At 59.6% G+C, this 20,409-nt stretch carries 17 protein-coding genes; 10 read left to right on the forward strand and 7 right to left on the reverse strand.

The features are described from left to right. Positions 1-43: 43 nt before the first annotated feature. Positions 44-238 carry a DUF6316 family protein gene (locus tag QMK51_RS08525; protein ID WP_320393737.1) on the reverse strand — a complete coding sequence of 65 codons (195 nt, stop codon included), beginning with the start codon at positions 236-238 and terminating at the stop codon, positions 44-46. Between the two features lie 201 nt (positions 239-439). Between QMK51_RS08525 and QMK51_RS08530 the strand changes: the two genes are divergently transcribed. Then, positions 440-1,399: a DMT family transporter gene (locus QMK51_RS08530; RefSeq protein WP_320393738.1), complete on the forward strand. Its 960-nt coding sequence runs from the start codon at positions 440-442 to the stop codon at positions 1,397-1,399. A 44-nt stretch (positions 1,400-1,443) separates the two neighbouring features. Here the strand turns inward: QMK51_RS08530 and QMK51_RS08535 are convergent, their stop codons facing one another. Continuing rightward, positions 1,444-2,838 carry a class II fumarate hydratase gene (locus QMK51_RS08535; RefSeq protein WP_320394491.1) on the reverse strand — a complete coding sequence of 465 codons (1,395 nt, stop codon included), beginning with the start codon at positions 2,836-2,838 and terminating at the stop codon, positions 1,444-1,446. 191 nt (positions 2,839-3,029) lie between these two features. Here QMK51_RS08535 and QMK51_RS08540 point away from each other — a divergent pair, with 191 nt between their 5' ends. The 7 genes from QMK51_RS08540 to QMK51_RS08570 all read left to right on the forward strand — a co-directional run bounded on the left by QMK51_RS08540 (position 3,030) and on the right by QMK51_RS08570 (position 10,951). Beyond that, the gene (locus QMK51_RS08540; protein WP_320393739.1) at positions 3,030-3,563 is read left to right on the forward strand and encodes a DUF2059 domain-containing protein; all 534 of its coding nucleotides are present in this window, start codon (positions 3,030-3,032) and stop codon (positions 3,561-3,563) included. A gap of 12 nt (positions 3,564-3,575) precedes the next feature. Further along, positions 3,576-3,875 (forward strand): BolA family protein, encoded by a 300-nt coding sequence (locus QMK51_RS08545; protein WP_052964137.1) that lies wholly within the window; start codon positions 3,576-3,578, stop codon positions 3,873-3,875. Between the two features lie 176 nt (positions 3,876-4,051). After that, entirely contained in the window at positions 4,052-4,993 is a 942-nt protein-coding gene (locus QMK51_RS08550; protein ID WP_320393740.1) for a rhodanese-related sulfurtransferase, read from the forward strand. A gap of 36 nt (positions 4,994-5,029) precedes the next feature. Next, positions 5,030-5,632 (forward strand): DsbA family protein, encoded by a 603-nt coding sequence (locus QMK51_RS08555; protein ID WP_320394492.1) that lies wholly within the window; start codon positions 5,030-5,032, stop codon positions 5,630-5,632. After that, positions 5,625-7,451, forward strand: a complete 1,827-nt coding sequence (locus QMK51_RS08560; protein WP_320393741.1) for an ABC transporter ATP-binding protein — start codon at positions 5,625-5,627, stop codon at positions 7,449-7,451. Before QMK51_RS08555 ends, QMK51_RS08560 begins: the two co-directional genes overlap by 8 nt. A 202-nt stretch (positions 7,452-7,653) precedes the next feature. Then, entirely contained in the window at positions 7,654-10,113 is a 2,460-nt protein-coding gene (locus tag QMK51_RS08565; protein ID WP_320393742.1) for an EAL domain-containing protein, read from the forward strand. A 76-nt stretch (positions 10,114-10,189) separates the two neighbouring features. Continuing rightward, the gene (locus tag QMK51_RS08570) at positions 10,190-10,951 is read left to right on the forward strand and encodes a TenA family transcriptional regulator (RefSeq protein WP_413817516.1); all 762 of its coding nucleotides are present in this window, start codon (positions 10,190-10,192) and stop codon (positions 10,949-10,951) included. 140 nt (positions 10,952-11,091) lie between these two features. On the opposite strand, the gene QMK51_RS08575 is transcribed toward QMK51_RS08570, so the two are convergent. The 5 genes from QMK51_RS08575 to QMK51_RS08595 all read right to left on the reverse strand — a co-directional run bounded on the left by QMK51_RS08575 (position 11,092) and on the right by QMK51_RS08595 (position 16,091). Continuing rightward, a complete protein-coding gene (locus QMK51_RS08575; protein ID WP_320393744.1) occupies positions 11,092-12,018 on the reverse strand; it encodes a GGDEF domain-containing protein in 927 nt (308 codons plus the stop codon). Between the two features lie 374 nt (positions 12,019-12,392). Further along, positions 12,393-13,133, reverse strand: a complete 741-nt coding sequence (locus QMK51_RS08580) for a YciK family oxidoreductase (protein WP_320393745.1) — start codon at positions 13,131-13,133, stop codon at positions 12,393-12,395. 177 nt (positions 13,134-13,310) lie between these two features. Further along, positions 13,311-13,982 carry an N-acetylmuramic acid 6-phosphate phosphatase MupP gene (gene mupP, locus QMK51_RS08585; RefSeq protein WP_258699684.1) on the reverse strand — a complete coding sequence of 224 codons (672 nt, stop codon included), beginning with the start codon at positions 13,980-13,982 and terminating at the stop codon, positions 13,311-13,313. A 4-nt stretch (positions 13,983-13,986) separates the two neighbouring features. Further along, positions 13,987-14,685 carry a bifunctional 2-polyprenyl-6-hydroxyphenol methylase/3-demethylubiquinol 3-O-methyltransferase UbiG gene (gene ubiG, locus QMK51_RS08590; RefSeq protein WP_258699685.1) on the reverse strand — a complete coding sequence of 233 codons (699 nt, stop codon included), beginning with the start codon at positions 14,683-14,685 and terminating at the stop codon, positions 13,987-13,989. A gap of 71 nt (positions 14,686-14,756) precedes the next feature. After that, on the reverse strand, positions 14,757-16,091 hold the full coding sequence (locus tag QMK51_RS08595; RefSeq protein ID WP_320393746.1) for a TRZ/ATZ family hydrolase: 1,335 nt from the start codon (positions 16,089-16,091) through the stop codon (positions 14,757-14,759). Positions 16,092-16,200: 109 nt separating this feature from the next. On the opposite strand from QMK51_RS08595, the gene mtnA reads away from it, so the two are divergent. Next, a complete protein-coding gene (mtnA, locus tag QMK51_RS08600) occupies positions 16,201-17,277 on the forward strand; it encodes an S-methyl-5-thioribose-1-phosphate isomerase (protein ID WP_123357749.1) in 1,077 nt (358 codons plus the stop codon). A gap of 418 nt (positions 17,278-17,695) precedes the next feature. Further along, positions 17,696-20,350, forward strand: coding sequence for a DNA gyrase subunit A (gene gyrA / locus QMK51_RS08605; RefSeq protein WP_258699687.1), 2,655 nt, complete (start codon positions 17,696-17,698; stop codon positions 20,348-20,350). The last annotated feature ends 59 nt before the right edge of the window (positions 20,351-20,409 follow it).

Here is a 20,409-nt window from a genome sequence, read left to right on the forward strand (position 1 = left end):
TCCACTGTGGGAGCGAGCCTGCTCGCGATGAAGGCGCCGCGGTTTACCGGCTTATGCACAAGAACTGCATCCGCTCGATATACGCCTGAATCTCACGCACCGCTGCTTCCCGGTTTGCAAACGGCCCCTCCAGCGTGTGCTCCCGGGTGGTGAAATACAACTCTCCATTGACACGACACAACCGGTCACAGCGAAAGTGCGTGGCGGGGGCGTTGTCCTGGGCGCGCATGCCGTACATGGGCGATCTCCTGCGGATGTCGGTTTCAATGAGCTTATGCATGAACCACTTGCAACGCCTGGCCACCTGATCGACGGCATATCGTCAACGTTATGGTGCGACCTGCACAGTTTCATTTGCGGCCCGCCGGCAACGGTCCCTGTGTCGCGCTCCGGTCTGAGCCTAGAATGACCGTTCTTGCCAATGGGCTTCGGGGTCAGCATGCATATTTCATCGGGTCGCTGGGTGTACGGTTTGTTCCTGGCCTTGCTGACTGCGTTGCTGTGGGGAATCCTGCCGATCAAGCTCAAGCAAGTGCTGCTGGTGATGGACCCGGTGACGGTGACCTGGTTTCGCCTGCTGGTGTCCGGTGGTTGCCTGTTCATTTATCTGGCGGCGACCAAACGCCTGCCGAGTCGCAAAGTGCTTGGCCCGCGCGGTGGCTGGCTGGTGTTGATGGCGGTACTCGGACTGGTCGGCAACTACGTGCTGTACCTGATGGGCCTGAACCTGCTCAGCCCCGGCACCGCGCAACTGGTGGTGCAGATGGGCCCGATCATGTTGTTGATCGCCAGTCTGTTCGTGTTCAAGGAGCGGTTCAGCGTGGGGCAGGGGATTGGCCTGTTGGTGCTGCTGATCGGCTTTGGGCTGTTCTTCAATCAGCGCTTGAGCGAGTTGCTCACCTCCCTCACCGATTACACCGCAGGCGTGCTGATGGTGCTGTTGGCGTCCACGGTCTGGACCTTCTATGCCTTGGGCCAGAAGCAGTTGCTCACGGTGTGGAATTCGTTGCAGGTGATGATGGTGATTTACCTGTTCTGCGCGCTGTTGCTGACGCCGTGGGTGCATCCACTGGAAGCGCTGCAACTGAGCCCGCTGCAAGGCTGGCTGCTGCTGGCGTGCTGTTTGAACACCCTGATCGCGTATGGCGCCTTCGCCGAAGCCCTGGCGCACTGGGAAGCCTCGCGGGTCAGTGCGACGCTGGCGATCACGCCGCTGGTGACCTTTGCCGCTGTGGCTGTGGCGGCCTGGTTATGGCCGGAGTACGTGCATGCCGAGCAGATCAATGGTCTGGGTTATGGCGGGGCGGTGTTGGTGGTGTTGGGGTCGGCGCTGGTGGCGTTGGGGCCATCGTTGATGGCCGGGCTTCGTGCCAGAAAGACCAAAATGGCGGTTGAATGATCGTTCCCACGCTCTGCGTGGGAACGATCAAGGGCGGTGGTGATTCACCCCTGCTTGCCAGCTTCCAGCATATTCTCCGGCCTCACCCACGCATCGAACTCTTCATTGGTCAGATACCCCAGCTGCAACGCCGCCTCACGCAAGGTCAGCCCCTCGCCATAAGCCTTCTTGGCAATCTCCGCCGATTTGTCGTAGCCGATATGCGGATTCAGCGCCGTCACCAGCATCAAGCCTCGCTCCAGATGCTCGGCCATTTTCTCGGCATCCGGTTCCAGCCCGGCGATGCAATGCTGTTGGAAGTTGCTGCAGCCGTCGCCCAGCAAGCGGATTGATTGCAGCAGGTTGTGAATGATTACCGGTTTGAACACGTTCAATTGCAGGTGCCCCTGACTGGCGGCAAAACCGATGACGACGTCGTTGCCCAACACCTGACAGGCCAGCATTGACAGCGCTTCGCATTGGGTCGGATTGACCTTGCCGGGCATGATCGAGCTGCCCGGCTCGTTGGCCGGCAGTTTCACTTCAGCGAACCCGGCTCGAGGTCCGGAGCCCAGCACGCGCAGGTCGTTGGCGATTTTCATCAGGGTCACGGCGAGGGTTTTCAGGGCGCCGGATAGGGTGACCAACGGCTCGTGACCGGCCAGGGCGGCGAATTTGTTGTGGGCGGTGACGAACGGCAGGCCGGAGAGGGCGGCCAGTTCGGCGGCGATCGCTTCGCCAAAACCGTGGGGCGAGTTCAACCCGGTGCCGACCGCGGTGCCGCCCTGAGCCAGTTCACAGACCGCCGGCAGTGCGCTGCGGATCGCCCGTTCGGCGTAATCCAGTTGTGCGATGAACGCCGAGAGTTCCTGGCCGAAGGTAATCGGCGTGGCGTCCATCATGTGGGTACGACCGGTCTTGACCAGTTTCATGTGCCGCGTGGACAGCTCCGCCAGCCCGCCAGACAACTCGCTGATCGCCGGCAGCAAATGCTGTTGCACCGCCTGAACCGTCGCGATGTGCATGGCCGTGGGGAAGCAGTCGTTGGAACTCTGGGAGCGATTGACGTGATCGTTGGGGTGCACCGGGGTCTTGCCGCCACGCGGGTTGCCGGCCAGTTCGTTGGCGCGACCGGCGATCACTTCGTTGACGTTCATGTTGCTCTGGGTGCCGCTGCCGGTCTGCCAGACCACCAGCGGGAACTGATCGTCATGGTTGCCGTCGAGCACTTCGTCGGCGGCCTGTTCGATCAGGCGGGCGATGTCGGCGGGCAGGTCGCCATTGCGATCATTGACGCGCGCCGCGGCTTTCTTGATCAGGGCCAGGGCGTGCAGCACCGCCAGCGGCATGCGTTCGTTGCCGATGGCGAAGTTGATCAGCGAGCGTTGCGTCTGAGCGCCCCAGTAAGCTTCGTCCGGGACTTCCACCTGGCCCAGGCTGTCGGTTTCGATACGGCTCATCATGCACACTCCTGTAGGTCGATAGCGCAGTTTAGGCCGTGATCGCCGGTCGTGGTTCCATCAGTCGATATTTTGACCGTTCAACCCCTCTAAATCAGGCCCGACAAGGCTTGGGGTTGAGCGACACACTTTTTTAGGCGCAGAATGGACGCCCTTGGGGTTTTACCTCGCCTGCTAGAAAAGGAAACTCGATGACTCGTCTTCGTGCCATCTGTACCGCGGTTGCACTGGTTTGCGCCAGCGGCCAGGTTTTTGCCGATACCGCCAGCCACAACGCCAGTGCCGAAGCTTTCCTGACCCTGGCGCACGCTGACAAACTGGGCACTCCGGTGTACATGCAAGTGCAGCAAATGTTCGCTCAGCGCTTTGAACAGACCAAAGCCCCTGAATCGAAAAAAGCCGTTCTGGAAACTTACCAGGCCAAGGCCAACGCCGCGCTGGACGCAGCCATTGGCTGGAACAAGCTGAAACCGGACATGGTCAAGCTCTACACCACCAACTTCAGCGAATCCGAGCTCAAGGAGCTGGTCGCGTTCTACCAGTCGCCACTGGGCAAGAAAGTCCTGGAAAAAATGCCGCAGCTGACTCAGCAATCGGCCCAGATGACTCAAGCCAAGCTGGAAAGCGCTGTGCCTGTGGTCAACAAACTGTTGGCTGACATGACCAACGAACTGGATCCTAAGGCTGCAGCTACTGCACCTGCTCCTGCCAAGAAAAAGCCTTAAGCGGAGTTCGGTATGACCATGCAACAACGCATCGAATCGACGCTGGGGCTGTTGCAGCCCGAGCACCTGCAAGTGCTGGATGAAAGCCACATGCACAGCCGTGGGTTGCAAACCCACTTCAAGGCCGTGGTGGTCAGCCAGCAGTTCGAAGGGCTCAATCGCGTCAAGCGTCACCAGAAGGTGTACGGCACTTTGGGCGAACTGATGGGCGAGTTCCATGCGTTGGCGCTGCATACCTACACGCCTGAGGAATGGGCACAGATCGACGCGGCTCCGGCCTCGCCGACCTGTGCTGGCGGCAGTAAGCATTAATGTGAAGGGCTGAAGCGCTGTTGTGGCGAGGGAGCAAGCTCCCTCGCCACAAAGGCATTCTCGCAGTCCTAAAATCACGCCGTTTTTGCTAGAATCCGCAACGCGCCGCTCACCCGGCGCGTTTTTTTTCGTATCCGGTTCACCCCTTACGAGGGTAGCCACCTGGAGAATTACCCATGACACAACAGATTGTCGTGGCGGCACTGTATAAGTTCGTCACCCTGGAAAATTACGTCGACCTGCGCGAGCCACTGCTGCAAGCGATGGTCGACAATGGCATCAAGGGCACCCTGCTGATCGCCGAAGAAGGCATCAACGGCACCGTGTCCGGCAGCCGCGAAGGCATTGACGGGCTGATGGCCTGGCTCAAGAACGACCCACGCATGGACGACATCGACCACAAAGAGTCGTACTGCGACGATCAGCCGTTCTATCGCACCAAAGTCAAACTCAAGAAAGAAATCGTCACGCTGGGCGTTGAAGGCGTGGACCCGAACAAAAAGGTCGGCACCTATGTGGATCCGCAGAACTGGAACGCGCTGATCAGCGATCCGGAAGTGTTGCTGATCGACACCCGCAACGACTATGAAGTCTCGATCGGCACCTTCGAAGGCGCCATCGATCCGAAGACCACCAGTTTTCGCGAATTCCCCGACTACATCAAAGCCAATTTCGACCCGGCCGTGCACAAGAAAGTCGCGATGTTCTGCACCGGCGGCATTCGCTGCGAGAAGGCCTCGAGCTACATGCTCAGCCAGGGTTTCGATGAGGTCTATCACCTCAAGGGTGGCATTCTGAAGTACCTCGAAGAGGTGCCGCAGGAAGAAACCAAATGGCAGGGCGACTGTTTCGTGTTCGATAACCGCGTGACCGTTCGTCACGACCTCAGCGAAGGCGACTACGATCAATGTCATGCCTGTCGTACGCCCGTCAGCGTGGAAGACCGCGCATCCGAGCATTATGTGGCCGGCATCAGTTGCCCGCATTGCTGGGATAAGCTGAGCGAGAAAACCCGTCGCAGTGCCATCGACCGGCAGAAGCAGATCGAACTGGCCAAGGCGCGCAACATGCCGCACCCGATCGGTTACAACTACAAGCAATCCGCTTCCGAGGCTTGAACCATGTCTGCGCGCCTGCTCTATGTGATGGATCCGATGTGTTCCTGGTGCTGGGGCTTCGCTCCGGTGGCCAAAGCGCTGGTTGAGCAGGCGCAGGCAGCGGGTGTGGAGTTGCATCTGGTGGTGGGTGGTTTGCGCACCGGCAGTGGCGCGGCACTGGAGCCGACCACCCGGCGCTACATCCTTGAGCACTGGCAGGCGGTCAGCGAGGCCACCGGCCAACCGTTCAAGTTTGAGGGCGCATTGCCCGACGGGTTTGTCTACGACACCGAGCCTGCCTGTCGGGCGCTGGTGACCGCGCGCAGCCTGGCACCGGATTGCGCCTGGACACTGCTCGGGCTGATCCAGCAGGCGTTCTACGTCGAGGGTCGCGACGTCACCCATGCCAGCGTGTTGGTGGAACTGGCGGAGCAGGCCGGTTTGCCGCGCATCGAGTTCGCCGCCGCGTTCGATCGTGCCGATCAGCACGCCGCGACCGCTGCCGATTTCACCTGGGTCCAGGACCTGGGCATTGCCGGTTTCCCGACCTTGCTGGCGGAGCGTGATGGTCAATTGGCGCTGCTGACCAATGGTTATCAGCCCCTGAGCGAGTTGTCACCGTTGCTCGGCCGCTGGCTGGAGCGCGCAGCCTGTGCATGATCTGCCCGATGATGCAGCGGCTCCCAAACGTGTCGATCGGCTGAGCTGGGCGGAAATCCGTCGTCTGGCCCTGCACCATAAAAAATCCCTGTGGATCGCCAATGGCGTAGCGGTATTGGCAACGCTGTGCAGCGTGCCGATCCCGTTGCTGTTGCCGTTGCTGGTGGACGAAGTGCTGCTGGGCCATGGTGACGCCGCACTGAAAATCATGAACCACGCGCTGCCCGAAGGCTGGCAGAAAGCCGCGGGTTACATTGGTCTGATGCTGCTGGTGACCCTGGTGCTGCGCTGCACCGCCTTGATGCTCAACGTGGTGCAGGCGAAATTGTTTGCGGCGCTGGCCAAGGACATCGTGTATCGGATTCGGGTGCGGCTGATCGAACGGCTCAAGCGCATCTCGCTGGGGGAATACGAAAGCCTGGGCAGCGGCACGGTGACCACTCACCTGGTCACTGACCTGGACACGCTGGACAAATTCATCGGTGAAACCCTCAGTCGTTTCCTCGTGGCCATGCTGACGTTGGTGGGCACCGCCTCCATCCTGATGTGGATGCACTGGAAACTCGCGCTGCTGATTCTGTTGTTCAACCCGCTGGTGATCTACGCCACGGTGCAGCTGGGCAAGCGCGTCAAACATCTGAAGAAACTCGAGAACGACAGCACCTCGCGTTTCACTCAGGCCTTGACCGAAACCCTGGACGCCATCCAGGAAGTGCGCGCCGGTAACCGTCAGGGTTTTTTCCTCGGACGGTTGGGGCAGCGAGCGCGGGAAGTACGCGATTACGCGGTGAACTCGCAGTGGAAAACCGATGCATCGAACCGGGCCAGCGGTTTGCTGTTCCAGTTCGGCATCGATATTTTTCGCGCCGCGGCCATGCTCACCGTGCTGTTTTCCGACCTGTCCATTGGCCAGATGCTGGCGGTGTTCAGTTACCTGTGGTTCATGATCGGTCCGGTGGAACAACTGCTCAACCTGCAGTACGCCTTTTACGCCGCCGGCGGTGCGCTGTCGCGGATCAACGAGCTGCTGGCCCGTGCAGACGAGCCGCAATACACCGGCACTGTCGACCCGTTTCAGGGGCGCGACACGGTGGGCATCGAAGTTCAAGGGCTGAGTTTCGGCTACGGCGATGAACTGGTGCTGAACCAAATGAACCTGTCGATTGCCCCCGGTGAAAAAGTCGCGATTGTCGGCGCCAGCGGTGGTGGCAAAAGCACGCTGGTGCAGTTGCTGCTGGGCTTGTACACGCCGCTGGCCGGCACCATCCGTTTCGGTGGTTCGACTCAGCAAGAGATCGGCCTGGAAACCGTGCGTGAGAATGTTGCCGTGGTCTTGCAGCATCCCGCCCTGTTCAATGACACCGTGCGGGCTAACCTGACCATGGGCCGCGAACGCAGCGACGAAGCCTGCTGGCAGGCATTGGAAATTGCTCAGCTGCACCACACGGTGCGTGCATTGCCCAATGGCCTGGACAGCATCGTCGGGCGTTCCGGCGTGCGTTTATCCGGCGGGCAGCGTCAGCGTCTGGCCATTGCGCGGATGGTGCTGGCCGAACCCAAGGTGGTGATCCTCGACGAGGCCACGTCCGCCCTGGACGCCGCCACTGAATACAACCTGCACCAGGCGCTGGCGCGGTTCTTGAGCCATCGCACCACGTTGATCATTGCGCACCGGTTGTCGGCCGTGAAGCAGGCTGACCGGGTATTGGTATTCGACGGCGGGCAGATTGCCGAGGATGGCGACCACCAGCAGCTGATTGCCGATGGTGGTTTGTACGCCAAGCTTTACGGGCATTTGCAGCAAATTCAACGACCTTGAACGTCGTGCGACTTACTGTACTTAGTGTTTGAGCTGTCCCGGGGAAAATCCGACATTGGCGTTTTCATGCTCTGTCTGATCAGACCATCGGGTTTTAGCTGCGTGCCCGATCATTCGAAGTGTCGAAAATTAGCCTAGTCTGTGCTGTCGGGTGCGGGACTTATTCGGGTGTTCATCAGGCTGTGCTAATGCAAGGGACCTCATGAAGCAAAAGCGGACTCTCGGAACGCCTCGGCTGTTGGGCATCGTCTGGCCATTTATCGCCGTCGTGTTGTTTCAGGCACTGTTGGGCGGCGTCAGTCTTTACGTTCTTTCGGCGGTTCGCGGCTACGTCGGCGGTGAAAGCCTGTGGTCCAAGGGCCAGAAAGACGCCATCTATTACCTCAATCTCTACGCCGACAGCCGCGACGAGACGATCTTTCTCAAATACCAGAATGCGATTGCCGTGCCTCAGGGTGGCCATGAGTTGCGTATGGCGCTGGATCATCAGCCACCGAATATCGAGGCCGCGCGGCTCGCGATTCTCAAAGGCGGCAATCACCCGGACGACGTCTCCAGCCTGATTTGGCTGTACCTCAATTTCCGGCACTTCAGTTACCTTGAAAAAGCCATCGAACTCTGGACGGTCGGTGACGCGTACCTGGTGCGGCTCGATGATGTCGCGCGGGAGATGCATCAGCGTATTGTCGATGGCCAGGCCACCGATGCCGACATCAAGCGCTGGAAGGAGCAGATTTTAGTCATCAACGATGGCGTGACGCCCCCTGCCAAAGCGTTCAGCGATGCCTTGGGCGAGGGCTCACGCATGATTCTCCGGCTGCTGCTGGTGACGAACCTCGCCACGGCGCTGGGCCTGATCGTGCTGGCCTTGCTGCGCACCCACAAGCTGCTCAAGCAGCGCCATGCTTTCGCCGATGCCTTGCAGTTGGAGAAAGACCGGGCGCAGATCACTTTGCAATCGATTGGTGACGGGGTGATCACCACGGACGTCGAGGGCGCGATCGCCTACATGAACCCGGCCGCCGAGGCCTTGACGCACTGGAAAGCCGAACAGGCGGCGGGGTTGCCATTGGCGGCGCTGTTCAACCTGCTGGACGAGAACGCTCAGGCCGACGGTTTTGCCTTGATCGAGCACATTTTGAGCGGGCAGCTCAGCGGTGGCAGCGAACATTCCAGACTGATCCAGCGGCTGGATGGCAGTACGGTCTCGGTCACTCTGGTCGGCGCGCAGATCCGCAACACGGGTAAGGTCAGTGGCACCGTGCTGGTGCTGCATGACATGACCCAGGAGCGGCAGTACATCGCCAATCTGTCCTGGCAAGCGACCCATGACGCCTTGACCGGGCTGGCCAACCGCCGCGAATTCGAATATCGCCTGGAGCAAGCCCTGCATCACCTGACGCGACAGGTGGGGCGTCACGCCTTGATGTTCCTCGATCTGGATCAATTCAAGCTGGTCAACGATACCTGCGGTCATGCCGCGGGCGACGAGCTGTTGCGGCATATTTGTGCGTTGCTGCAATCAGGTTTGCGCGAAGGCGACACCCTGGCCCGGTTAGGGGGCGACGAGTTCGGTATTTTGCTGGAAAACTGTGCGCCGGAAGCGGCCGAGAAAATTGCCGAAGGCCTGCGGTTGACCGTGCAGAACCTGCATTTTGTCTGGAAAGGCCGGCCGTTCGTGACCACGGTGAGTATCGGTCTGGTGCATGTGGCCCAGAGTCCGGCCACCCTCGAGGCTTCGCTGCGTGCGGCTGACATGGCCTGTTATATGGCCAAGGAAAAGGGTCGCAACCGGGTTCAGGTCTATCACGCCGACGACTCGGAGCTGTCTCTGCGCTTTGGCGAGATGGCCTGGGTGCAGCGCTTGCACATGGCATTGGAAGAAGACCGCTTTTGCCTGTATGCCCAGGAAATCGCGCCCCTTGGCCCTGGCGAGCAGGGCGGCGGGCATATCGAAATCCTGCTGCGCCTGCATGACGAAGCCGGGCGCATGATTCTGCCGGACAGTTTCATTCCGGCCGCTGAGCGTTATGGTTTGATGACGTCGCTTGATCGCTGGGTGGTGGAGAACGTTTTCAAGGTCATTGCCCAAGCCATCACTGAAGAACGCCGAGGGCCGTTGGCCATGTGTGCGATAAATCTGTCAGGTATTACGATCGGAGACGAGGCGTTTCTGGACTTCCTTCGTGAACAGTTTGTTACCTATTCAATTCCGCCTGAAATGATTTGTTTTGAAATTACAGAAACCAGCGCGATTTCCAATTTAGGAAGCGCAATTAGATTTATCAATGAACTCAAAGGCTTAGGTTGCCACTTTTCATTAGATGACTTCTGCGCCGGTATGTCCTCATTCGCTTACTTGAAACATTTACCTGTAGACTTCCTGAAGATCGACGGGAGTTTCGTAAAGGATATGCTGGACGACCCGATTAACCGCGCCATGGTCGAAGTGATCAACCACATCGGCCATGTCATGGGTAAGCGCACGATTGCCGAGTTCGTTGAAACACCTCAGATCGAGCAGGCATTGCTGGAGATCGGGGTGGATTACGCTCAAGGGTATGTGATTGAACGCCCGCATCTGTTTACCTGCGATAGTTTGCAAAGTCGTCCTGCCAGGCCACAACCTTTGTTATTCAAGGCGCCCGGCACGTTCCGTTGAAATCTCTTGCTGATCTTAAAATCACAATCAAAAGGAGCCGACAGTGATCGACACATTCAACCGAACCGGACCACTCATGGAAGCTGCAAGTTACCCCGCCTGGGCTCAGCAATTGATTCAGGATTGCAGCGAGAGCAAGCGCCGGGTTGTCGAACACGAACTGTATCAGCGCATGCGTGATAACAGACTCAGCGCAAAAACCATGCGTCAGTACCTCATTGGTGGCTGGCCAGTGGTCGAACAGTTCGCGTTATACATGGCACAGAACCTGACAAAAACCCGATTTGCGCGCCACCCTGGCGAAGACATGGCGCGTCGTTGGCTGATGCGCAACATTCGCGTCGAATTGAACCATGCCGACTACTGGGTGCACTGGAGTCGTGCTCACGGCGTCAGCCTGGAAGATCTGCGAGCGCAGCAGGTTACCCCTGAACTTCACGCCTTGAGCCACTGGTGTTGGCACACCAGTTCGTCGGATTCGTTGATCGTGGCCATCGCCGCCACCAACTACGCCATCGAGGGTGCAACCGGGGAGTGGTCGGCAGTGGTCTGTTCCAATGGCGTCTATGCGGCCTCGTTTCCCGAGGAAGATCGCAAACGGGCCATGAAGTGGTTGAAGATGCACGCCCAGTACGACGATGCCCATCCATGGGAAGCGCTGGAAATCATCTGCACCCTGGCGGGCATGAACCCGAGCAAATCCCTTCAGGTGGAATTGCGCCAGGCTGTCTGCAAAAGTTACGACTACATGTACCTGTTCCTGGAACGTTGCATGCAGTTGGAACTGGCAGGAAAAACCCCGGTAGCCCGTGAGCGGATGGCGTTGGCCGAAAGCTGATCCTCTGAAAGCGACACAAACCAAATGTGGGAGCGGGCTTGCTCGCGAAGACGGCTTAACATTCAACACAGATGCTGAATGTCAAACCGCTTTCGCGAGCAAGCCCGCTCCTGCATGGGTTATGCAGTGTTGCTGAAATTTCAGCCAGCCATCGCCAACCGGTTACGCCCCTCGCGCTTGGCCACATACAGCGCACTGTCAGCCCGTCGTAACAGGCTTTCGGCAGACTCGCCGGGCAGCAGGGTCGAGCAACCCAGGCTGACCGTCAGCGCGATCACCTTGCCATCGGCCACATAGTCCTGAGTCTGCGCCGCAAAGCGCAGACGTTCACCGACCATGGCCGCGGCTTCCCGACTGGTGTTGGAGAGCAGGATCATGAATTCTTCGCCACCAAACCGGAACACCATGTCCACGTTGCGCAACTGGTTTTTGATCGAGGCTGCGACCGCCTTGAGTACTTCATCGCCAGCACTGTGCCCGTAGGTGTCGTTGATGTGTTTGAAGTGATCGATGTCCAGCATCAGCAGCGACAGAGGTTGCGAGTGTCGCCGTGACATCTCGATTTCCCGTTGCAGCGTCTGATCCATAGCGATGCGGTTGCCGGTATCGGTCAGCGGATCACGCAACGCACTTTGGGTCGCCGCTCGATAGAGCAGGGCGTTTCGCATGGGGAAGAGCAGAGTGGACAGCAGTGATTCCAGAGAGCCCTGTTCCTGCTCGCTGAAACGCTGATTGCGACGGAACACCAGTTCACCCAACGGCTCGCCTTCATGGCTGAGGTTGTAGGTGATTGAATGATGCCCCCGCAGGCCGAATTGCAGGCGCAAGTCGCTGGGCTGATGCTCATAGCTCAAGGCATCCAGTGGCACAAGGCGCTGAATTTCGCGGAAGAAAAGCCCGAGAATGCGTTGCGGCTCAAGACTGGTTTGCAGCTTCAGGCCCAGCACCTGGCGCAACTGCGCAAGACTGACGGGCCGCCCCAGGAGAGGAGGCTGCTGACCAAAGCCCAGGCGTTGCAATTTGGCACTGTCGAAGTCAATTGCGTTGGTCTGGGGAGGTGATTTCATATGGCGTGAGCCCCTAAGCAGTAAGGCTGTCTTACAGGCTGGGTGAGAGCGGCTTTGGGCTGCGCGTCATACTGGTCCATCAGTCCCGTAGGACATTTGGCACGAGTTTAGTCCGCTTTACCGAAGATTAGTAACCTATCGGCTCACGCTCCGCCCCGTTTGCTTTCACTCGGCGTGTCTGAGCAAAATTAGAGCGAAAGTCGTGCCATTCGGTTCAGTTGGATAAAAAACGTTCTAAATCAAAAAGGTGAAAGGTTGTGCGAGAGGGGCTGCTGAGTGCGTTGACATTTATTTGACTTGAAGTGGCTGCAATTAATACCTGTTTTGCGTGCCGCGTCGGGAAACCGTCGCGACACAAAAGCGACGCACGGGCATTACTGAGCGTTGAACGCCTGGCCATTGATGCCGGTGCTGTCCGGACCCATCAGGTAAAGGTAGACCGGCATGATTTCCTCGGGCGTCGGGTTGTTCAGCGGATTTTCCCCAGGGTAGGCCTGAGCGCGCATGCTGGTACGGGTGGCGCCGGGGTTGATGCTGTTGGAGCGCACCGGTGCCACGGTATCGACTTCGTCGGCCAGGGTTTGCATCAGGCCTTCGGTCGCAAACTTGGAAACGCCGTAAGCACCCCAGTACGCACGACCCTTGCGACCGACACTGCTGGAGGTGAACACCACCGAGGCGTCCTGCGACAGCTTGAGCAGCGGCAGCAGGGTGCTGGTGAGCATGAACATGGCGTTGACGTTGACGTGCATGACGCGCATGAAGTTCTCGCCGGACAACTGCTCGATGGGTGTGCGGGGACCGATGATCGACGCGTTGTGCAGCAGGCCATCGAGGTGGCCGAATTCGGTCTCGATCATGGCCGCCAGTTCATCGTATTGATGGGGCAGGGCGGTTTCCAGATTGAACGGGATCACGACCGGTTGTGGATGCCCGGCCGCTTCGATTTCGTCGTAGACCTGCGTCAGGTTGGCTTCGGTCTTGCCCAGCAGCAGCACGGTGGCGCCGTGAGCGGCGTAGGCTTTTGCGGCGGCAGCACCGATGCCACGGCCAGCGCCGGTGACCAGTATGACCCGGTCCTTGAGCAATTCGGGGCGGGCGGAATAATCAAACATAAAAAACCTCACAAAAACAGAAGACAGATCGCGGCGCGGCCAATCGCGGGCAAGCCCGCTCCCACAGGGACTGAGAGTGTTCACACATTTTCTCCGGGCAACGTGATCCTGTGGGAGCGGGCTTGCCCGCGAAGGCGTCAGCATTCACGCCACATCCCCGGAGCCTGAAAACGGGTCTCAGCAGCTACAGAGGGCGCTATCCAGCACCTGGCGCAACTCCAGCGGATGATCGACCACCACATCCGCACCCCAATGCCGCGGGTTATCGTCCGGATGAATATAGCCATAGGTCACGGCGGCTGTTTTGGTGCCGGCATCTCGCCCGGACTCGATATCGCGCAGGTCATCGCCGACAAACAGCACACTGGCCGGGTCGAGGTCGAGCATCTTGCACGCCAGGATCAACGGCTCCGGGTCCGGCTTGCTGTTCTTCACATGATCCGGGCAGATCAGCAGCGCCGAACGCTCGGCCAGCCCCAGTTGCTGCATGATCGGTTCGGCGAAGCGCAGCGGTTTATTGGTGACCACGCCCCAGATCAGGTTGGCCTTCTCGATGTCGGCCAACAATTCGCCCATGCCGTCAAAGAGCTTGCTGTGCACCGCACAACCTTTGACATAGCGCTCCAGAAATTCCAGGCGCAGCGCTTCGAAGCCCGGCGATTCCGGGTCCATGGAAAAGGTCACAGCGACCATCGCCCTGGCGCCGCCGGAGATCTCGTCGCGGATATGCTTGTCGTTCATTGGCGGCAAACCACGCTCGGCGCGCATCGCCTGGCAGATGGCAATGAAGTCCGGCGCGGTGTCGAGCAGGGTGCCGTCCATGTCGAAAAGAACTGCTCTGATACGCATCGGCTTACTCCTCGCGCAGGGTCTGGATCATGTAATTGACGTCGACATCGGCCGCCAGTTTGTAGTGCTTGGTCAGCGGGTTGTAGGTCAGGCCAATGATGTCCTTGACGGTCAGGCCGGCCATGCGGCTCCAGGCACCCAGCTCGGAAGGGCGGATGAATTTCTTGAAGTCGTGGGTGCCGCGCGGCAGCAGCTTCATGATGTATTCGGCGCCGACGATGGCGAACAGATAGGCCTTCGGGTTGCGGTTGATGGTGGAGAAGAACACCTGGCCGCCAGGTTTGACCATGCGGAAGCAGGCGCGGATGACCGAGGACGGATCCGGTACGTGTTCGAGCATTTCCAGGCAGGTGACCACATCGAACTGTTCAGGCAGTTCCTCGGCCAGTGCTTCGGCGGTGATTTGGCGATACTCGACATTCACGCCGGATTCCAGCTGATGCAACTGTGCGACCGCCAGTGGCGCTTCGCCCATGTCGATGCCCATGACGGTGGCGCCGCGCTGGGCCATGGCTTCGCTGAGGATGCCGCCGCCGCAACCGACGTCGAGAACTTTCTTGCCGGCCAGATTGACGCGCTCGTCGATCCAGTTGACCCGTAGCGGGTTGATGTCGTGCAGCGGTTTGAACTCGCTTTCGCGGTCCCACCAGCGATGAGCCAGGGCTTCGAATTTGGCGATTTCGGCGTGGTCGACGTTGCTCATGGTGTCAGTCCTCTAAAACTTGAAAAATCCTGTTGCCCCGGTTTTGGTCCAGGGTGCTTACAATTCGGTGCTTACGATTCGGTATGGCCGCTGATGCGCTGGCCCCAGGCCTTGGCCGTGGCGCACAGTTGCGCTTCATCCAGGCGGGTCAGGCGGCCGTCGTCGAGCAATTGCTTGCCAGCGACCCAAAGGTGTTTCGCGCAGTCGCGGCCAGTGGCATAAATCAGTTGCGAAACCGGGTCGTAGACCGGTTGCTGCGCCAGGCCCGACAGGTCGAACGCGACGATGTCCGCCGCTTTGCCGACTTCCAGCGAACCCGTTTCAGCTTCGATTCCCAGTGCGCGGGCGCCATTGAGCGTGGCCATGCGCAGGGCGCGATGGGCGTCCAGCGCGGTGGCCGAGCCGGCGACCGCTTTGGCCAGCAACGCGGCGGTGCGGGTTTCGCCGAGCAGGTCCAGGTCATTATTGCTGGCCGCGCCATCGGTGCCGACCGCCACATTGACCCCGGCCTGCCACAAGCGCTCGACCGGGCAGAAACCGCTGGCCAGCTTCAGGTTCGACTCCGGGCAATGAATCACATTGGTGTTACTTTCTACCAGCAGCGCCAGGTCTTCATCGCTGATCTGGGTCATGTGAACGGCCTGGAAGCGCGGCCCGAGCAGGCCCAGGCGGCCGAGGCGGGCCAGTGGCCGTTCGCCGCGTTGTTCCACTGACTGCTGCACTTCGAAGGCGGTTTCGTGGACGTGCATATGAATCGAGGCGTCCAGCTCTTCGGCGATCACCCGGATTTTTTCCAGGTTTTCGTCGCCCACGGTGTAGGGGGCATGGGGGCCGAAGGTAACTTTGATTCGCTCGTGATGCTTGAGATCGCCGAATAATTCGACGCCCTGACGAATGGCTTCATCCGCCGTGCTGGCGCCTGGAATCGGAAAATCGAGGATCGGAATGGCGATCTGGGCGCGAATGCCGCTGTTATGTACGCGTTCGCTGGCGACCTTCGGGAAGAAATACATGTCAGAGAAGCAGGTGATGCCACCTTTGATCTGCTCGGCGATGGCCAGGTCAGTGCCGTCGCGTACGAAAGCCTCGTCGACCCACTTCGCTTCAGCGGGCCAGATATGGTTTTCCAACCAAGTCATCAGCGGCAGATCGTCGGCCAGGCCGCGGAACAGCGTCATTGCCGCATGCCCGTGGGCATTGATCAGGCCGGGGCTGAGCAGCATGCCCGGCAATTCGCGGACTTCGGTTGCGTTAAGCTTCAAGGCTGCTGCGCGCGGGCCGATAAATACGATGCGACCGTCGCGGATGCCCAGGGCATGCTCTTTAAGGACCACGCCAGCCGGTTCGACGGGTACCAGCCAGGTCGGCAGCAATAATAGGTCGAGCGCAGCGGTGGGGGTCGGCATCGAGAGTCGGTTCCAGTGCTTTTGTAGAGGATGGCGAAGTATACCCGAGCGTCTTCGCGGGGGGATCGCTATAATCGGCGGCTTTTGTTCATGAGTGCGGGGTGTGGGGATGCGCGATCGACTGTTGGCTGCGGAGAAGGTGAAGGCCATCGATTGGCGTGATGGCGCACTGTACCTGCTGGATCAGCGTATTTTGCCGTTCGAGGAAACCTGGATCGCCTACACCAGCGCCGCGGGTGTGGCCGAAGCCATTCGCTCGATGGTGGTGCGCGGCGCGCCAGCGATTGGCATCAGTGCGGCGTATGCCATGGTGCTGTCAGCCCGCGCCCGAATTGCCGAGGGCGGTGACTGGCAGGCAGCGTGGGAAGAGGATTACGCGTTACTGGCCGATTCCCGTCCAACAGCGGTTAACCTGTTCTGGGCCTTGAGTCGCATGCGTGACCGCCTGGACCGTCTCAAGGAGGACGCAGACCCTCTGGCGGCACTGGAGGCGGAGGCTATCGCCATTCACGAAAGCGATCGCGAAGCCAACCTGACCATGGCCCAGCTGGGTGTCGATCTGATCCGCAAGCATCAGGGCAACGCCCAGGCGATCCTCACGCACTGCAACACCGGCGCACTGGCCACCGGTGGCTTCGGCACGGCGCTGGGGGTCATTCGCGGAGCCTTCATCGAAGGCATGGTCGAGCGCGTCTACGCCGACGAAACCCGACCATGGCTGCAAGGTTCGCGATTGACCGCATGGGAATTGGCCAATGAAGGCATTCCCGTGACCCTCAATGCCGATTCCGCCGCCGCGCATATCATGAAAACCAAGGGCGTAACCTGGGTGATCGTCGGCGCCGACCGGATCACTGCCAATGGCGACGTGGCGAACAAGATCGGCACCTATCAATTGGCGGTCAACGCCATGCACCACGGCGTGCGCTTCATGGTGGTGGCGCCGAGTTCGACCATCGACATGAACCTGGCCAGTGGCGACGAGATTCCTATCGAAGAACGTGATGGTCGCGAGTTGCTGGAAGTCGGCGGCAAGCGGGTGGGGGCGGATGTCGATGCCTTCAACCCGGTGTTCGACGTGACCCCGGCCGACCTGATCGATGCAATCGTCACCGAAAAGGGCATTGTCGAGCGTCCGGATACGGCGAAAATGGCGCAGTTGATGTGCCGTAAGCGTCTGCATTAATGATTTTTGGCGCCTGAGAGATTGCCATCGCGAGCAGGCTCGCTCCCACAGGGGATTTGTTAACGATGCAGATCCAATGTGGGAGCGAGCCTGTTCGCGATGAGGCCCTGACAGCCAACAAATACGCTTCAATCCCCTCTGGAATTTTCCTCTAAGCCCCTCTCGTCCCCTTTAAGCCTGTCACCGGTCAACTAACTATGCTCCATGCGCATCTGGGGGATAGGTGCGTGGCGGCTCTTGTGATAACATCCGGCGGTTTCCAGGGTAGCCTGATGTGGCTGCCTTTACTGCGCAGATCCATGGCATAACTCGTTGATTTGTCGTAAGTCGGTGCACGGCACTCAGTCTGCATCGGCGAGCTTCGTTCGTCCCATATGGATGTGACGAAGTTTCACCAAAAAAAGGAATCAGGCTTCTCATGGGCGAACTGGCCAAAGAAATCCTCCCGGTCAATATCGAAGACGAGCTGAAGCAGTCCTACCTCGACTACGCGATGAGCGTAATTGTCGGGCGGGCACTGCCGGATGCGCGCGATGGCTTGAAGCCCGTGCACCGGCGTGTGCTGTTCGCGATGAGCGAGCTGGGCAACGACTTCAACAAGCCGTACAAGAAATCTGCCCGTGTTGTCGGTGACGTGATCGGTAAGTATCACCCTCACGGTGATACCGCGGTGTACGACACCATCGTTCGGATGGCGCAGCCATTCTCGCTGCGTTACCTGCTGGTAGACGGTCAGGGCAACTTCGGTTCGGTGGACGGCGACAACGCCGCGGCCATGCGATACACCGAAGTGCGCATGACCAAGCTGGCACACGAGCTGCTGGCCGACCTGCACAAAGAAACCGTGGACTGGGTGCCGAACTACGACGGCACCGAAATGATCCCGGCGGTCATGCCGACCCGCATTCCCAACCTGCTGGTCAACGGCTCCAGCGGTATCGCCGTGGGCATGGCGACCAACATCCCGCCGCACAACCTCGGTGAAGTCATCGACGGTTGCCTGGCGCTCATCGACAACCCTGAGCTGACCGTCGATGAGCTGATGCAATACATCCCCGGTCCGGACTTCCCGACCGCCGCGATCATCAATGGTCGCGCCGGCATCATCGAAGCCTACCGCACCGGTCGCGGGCGCATTTACATGCGTGCCCGCTCGATGATCGAAGACATCGACAAGGTCGGTGGCCGTCAGCAGATCGTCATCACCGAACTCCCTTACCAGCTGAACAAGGCCCGTCTGATCGAGAAGATCGCCGAGCTGGTGAAAGAGAAGAAACTCGAAGGCATCACTGAACTGCGTGACGAGTCCGACAAGGACGGTATGCGCGTCGTGATCGAACTGCGTCGCGGCGAAGTGCCTGAGGTCATCCTCAACAACCTCTACGCCCAGACTCAGCTGCAAGCGGTGTTCGGTATCAACATCGTCGCGCTGATCGACGGCCGTCCGCGGATCCTGAACCTCAAGGACCTGCTGGAAGCCTTCGTTCGTCACCGTCGCGAAGTCGTGACCCGTCGTACCGTGTTCGAGCTGCGTAAAGCGCGCGAGCGTGGTCACATTCTGGAAGGTCAAGCGGTTGCCCTGTCGAACATCGACCCGGTCATCGCCCTGATCAAGGCCTCGCCAACGCCGTCGGAAGCCAAGGAAGCGCTGATCAGCACGCCGTGGGAATCGACTGCCGTAGTGGCGATGGTCGAGCGTGCCGGTGCCGATTCGTGCCGTCCGGAAAACCTCGATCCGCAATACGGTCTGCGCGACGGCAAGTACTTCCTGTCGCCAGAGCAGGCACAAGCCATTCTGGAACTGCGTCTGCACCGTCTGACCGGTCTGGAGCACGAAAAGCTGCTGGCCGAGTATCAAGAGATCCTCAACCAGATCGGCGAGCTGATCCGCATTCTCAACAGTGCCACGCGCCTGATGGAAGTGATTCGCGAAGAGCTGGAAGTGATCCGTGCCGAATACGGCGATGTGCGCCGCACCGAGATTCTCGATGCCCGTCTCGACCTGACCCTGGGTGACATGATCCCGGAAGAAGAGCGCGTCGTGACTATTTCCCACGGTGGCTACGCCAAGACCCAGCCGTTGGCTGCGTACCAGGCTCAGCGTCGCGGCGGTAAAGGCAAGTCGGCCACCGGCGTCAAGGATGAGGACTACATCGCTCACCTGTTGGTCGCCAACAGCCACACCACGCTGTTGCTGTTCTCCAGCAAAGGTAAAGTGTACTGGCTGAAAACCTACGAAATTCCGGAAGCGTCCCGTGCTGCCCGTGGTCGTCCGCTGGTCAACCTGCTGCCGCTGGACAGTGATGAATACATCACCACCATGCTGCCGGTCGAGGAGTACACCGAAGGTCACTTCATCTTCATGGCCACTGCTAAAGGCACGGTGAAGAAGACCCCGCTGGAATCCTTCAGTCGTCAACGCAGTGTCGGTCTGATCGCGCTGGAGCTGGATGAAGGCGACGTACTGATTTCTGCCGCCATTACCGATGGTGAGCGCGAAGTCATGCTGTTCTCCGACGGCGGCAAGGTCACTCGCTTCAAGGAAACCGACGTTCGCGCCATGGGTCGTACCGCTCGCGGTGTCCGCGGCATGCGTCTGCCGGAAGGCCAGAAGCTGATTTCCATGCTGATCCCGGAAGAAGGCAGCCAGATCCTCACCGCTTCGGCGCGTGGTTTCGGCAAGCGCACTGCGATCACCGAGTTCCCTGAGTACAAGCGTGGCGGTCAGGGCGTTATCGCCATGGTCAGCAACGAGCGTAACGGCCGTCTGGTCGGCGCAGTCCAGGTGCTTGATGGCGAGGAAATCATGCTGATTTCCGACCAGGGTACTTTGGTTCGTACCCGTGTCGACGAAGTGTCCAGCCTGGGTCGTAACACCCAGGGCGTGACCCTGATCAAGCTGGCCAACGATGAAACGCTGGTGGGCCTGGAGCGGGTTCAGGAGCCGTCGGAAGTCGAGGGCGAAGAGCTTGAAGGTGAAGAGGGTGCAGTGTTCGACGGTGAAGTCGTGATCGACGACGTTGCCGACGACCAGCAACTCGACGCTGCCGCCGACGAAGAACCGCAAGAGTAAGCGGGCAAGCAGGGGGCGGATGAAGATTCGCCCCCTTGTTGTTTGTTCTGTTTGAAAAT

It is taken from the genome of Pseudomonas sp. P9_31 (assembly GCF_034008235.1).
In the GTDB taxonomy this organism is placed as follows: Bacteria; Pseudomonadota; Gammaproteobacteria; order Pseudomonadales; family Pseudomonadaceae; genus Aquipseudomonas.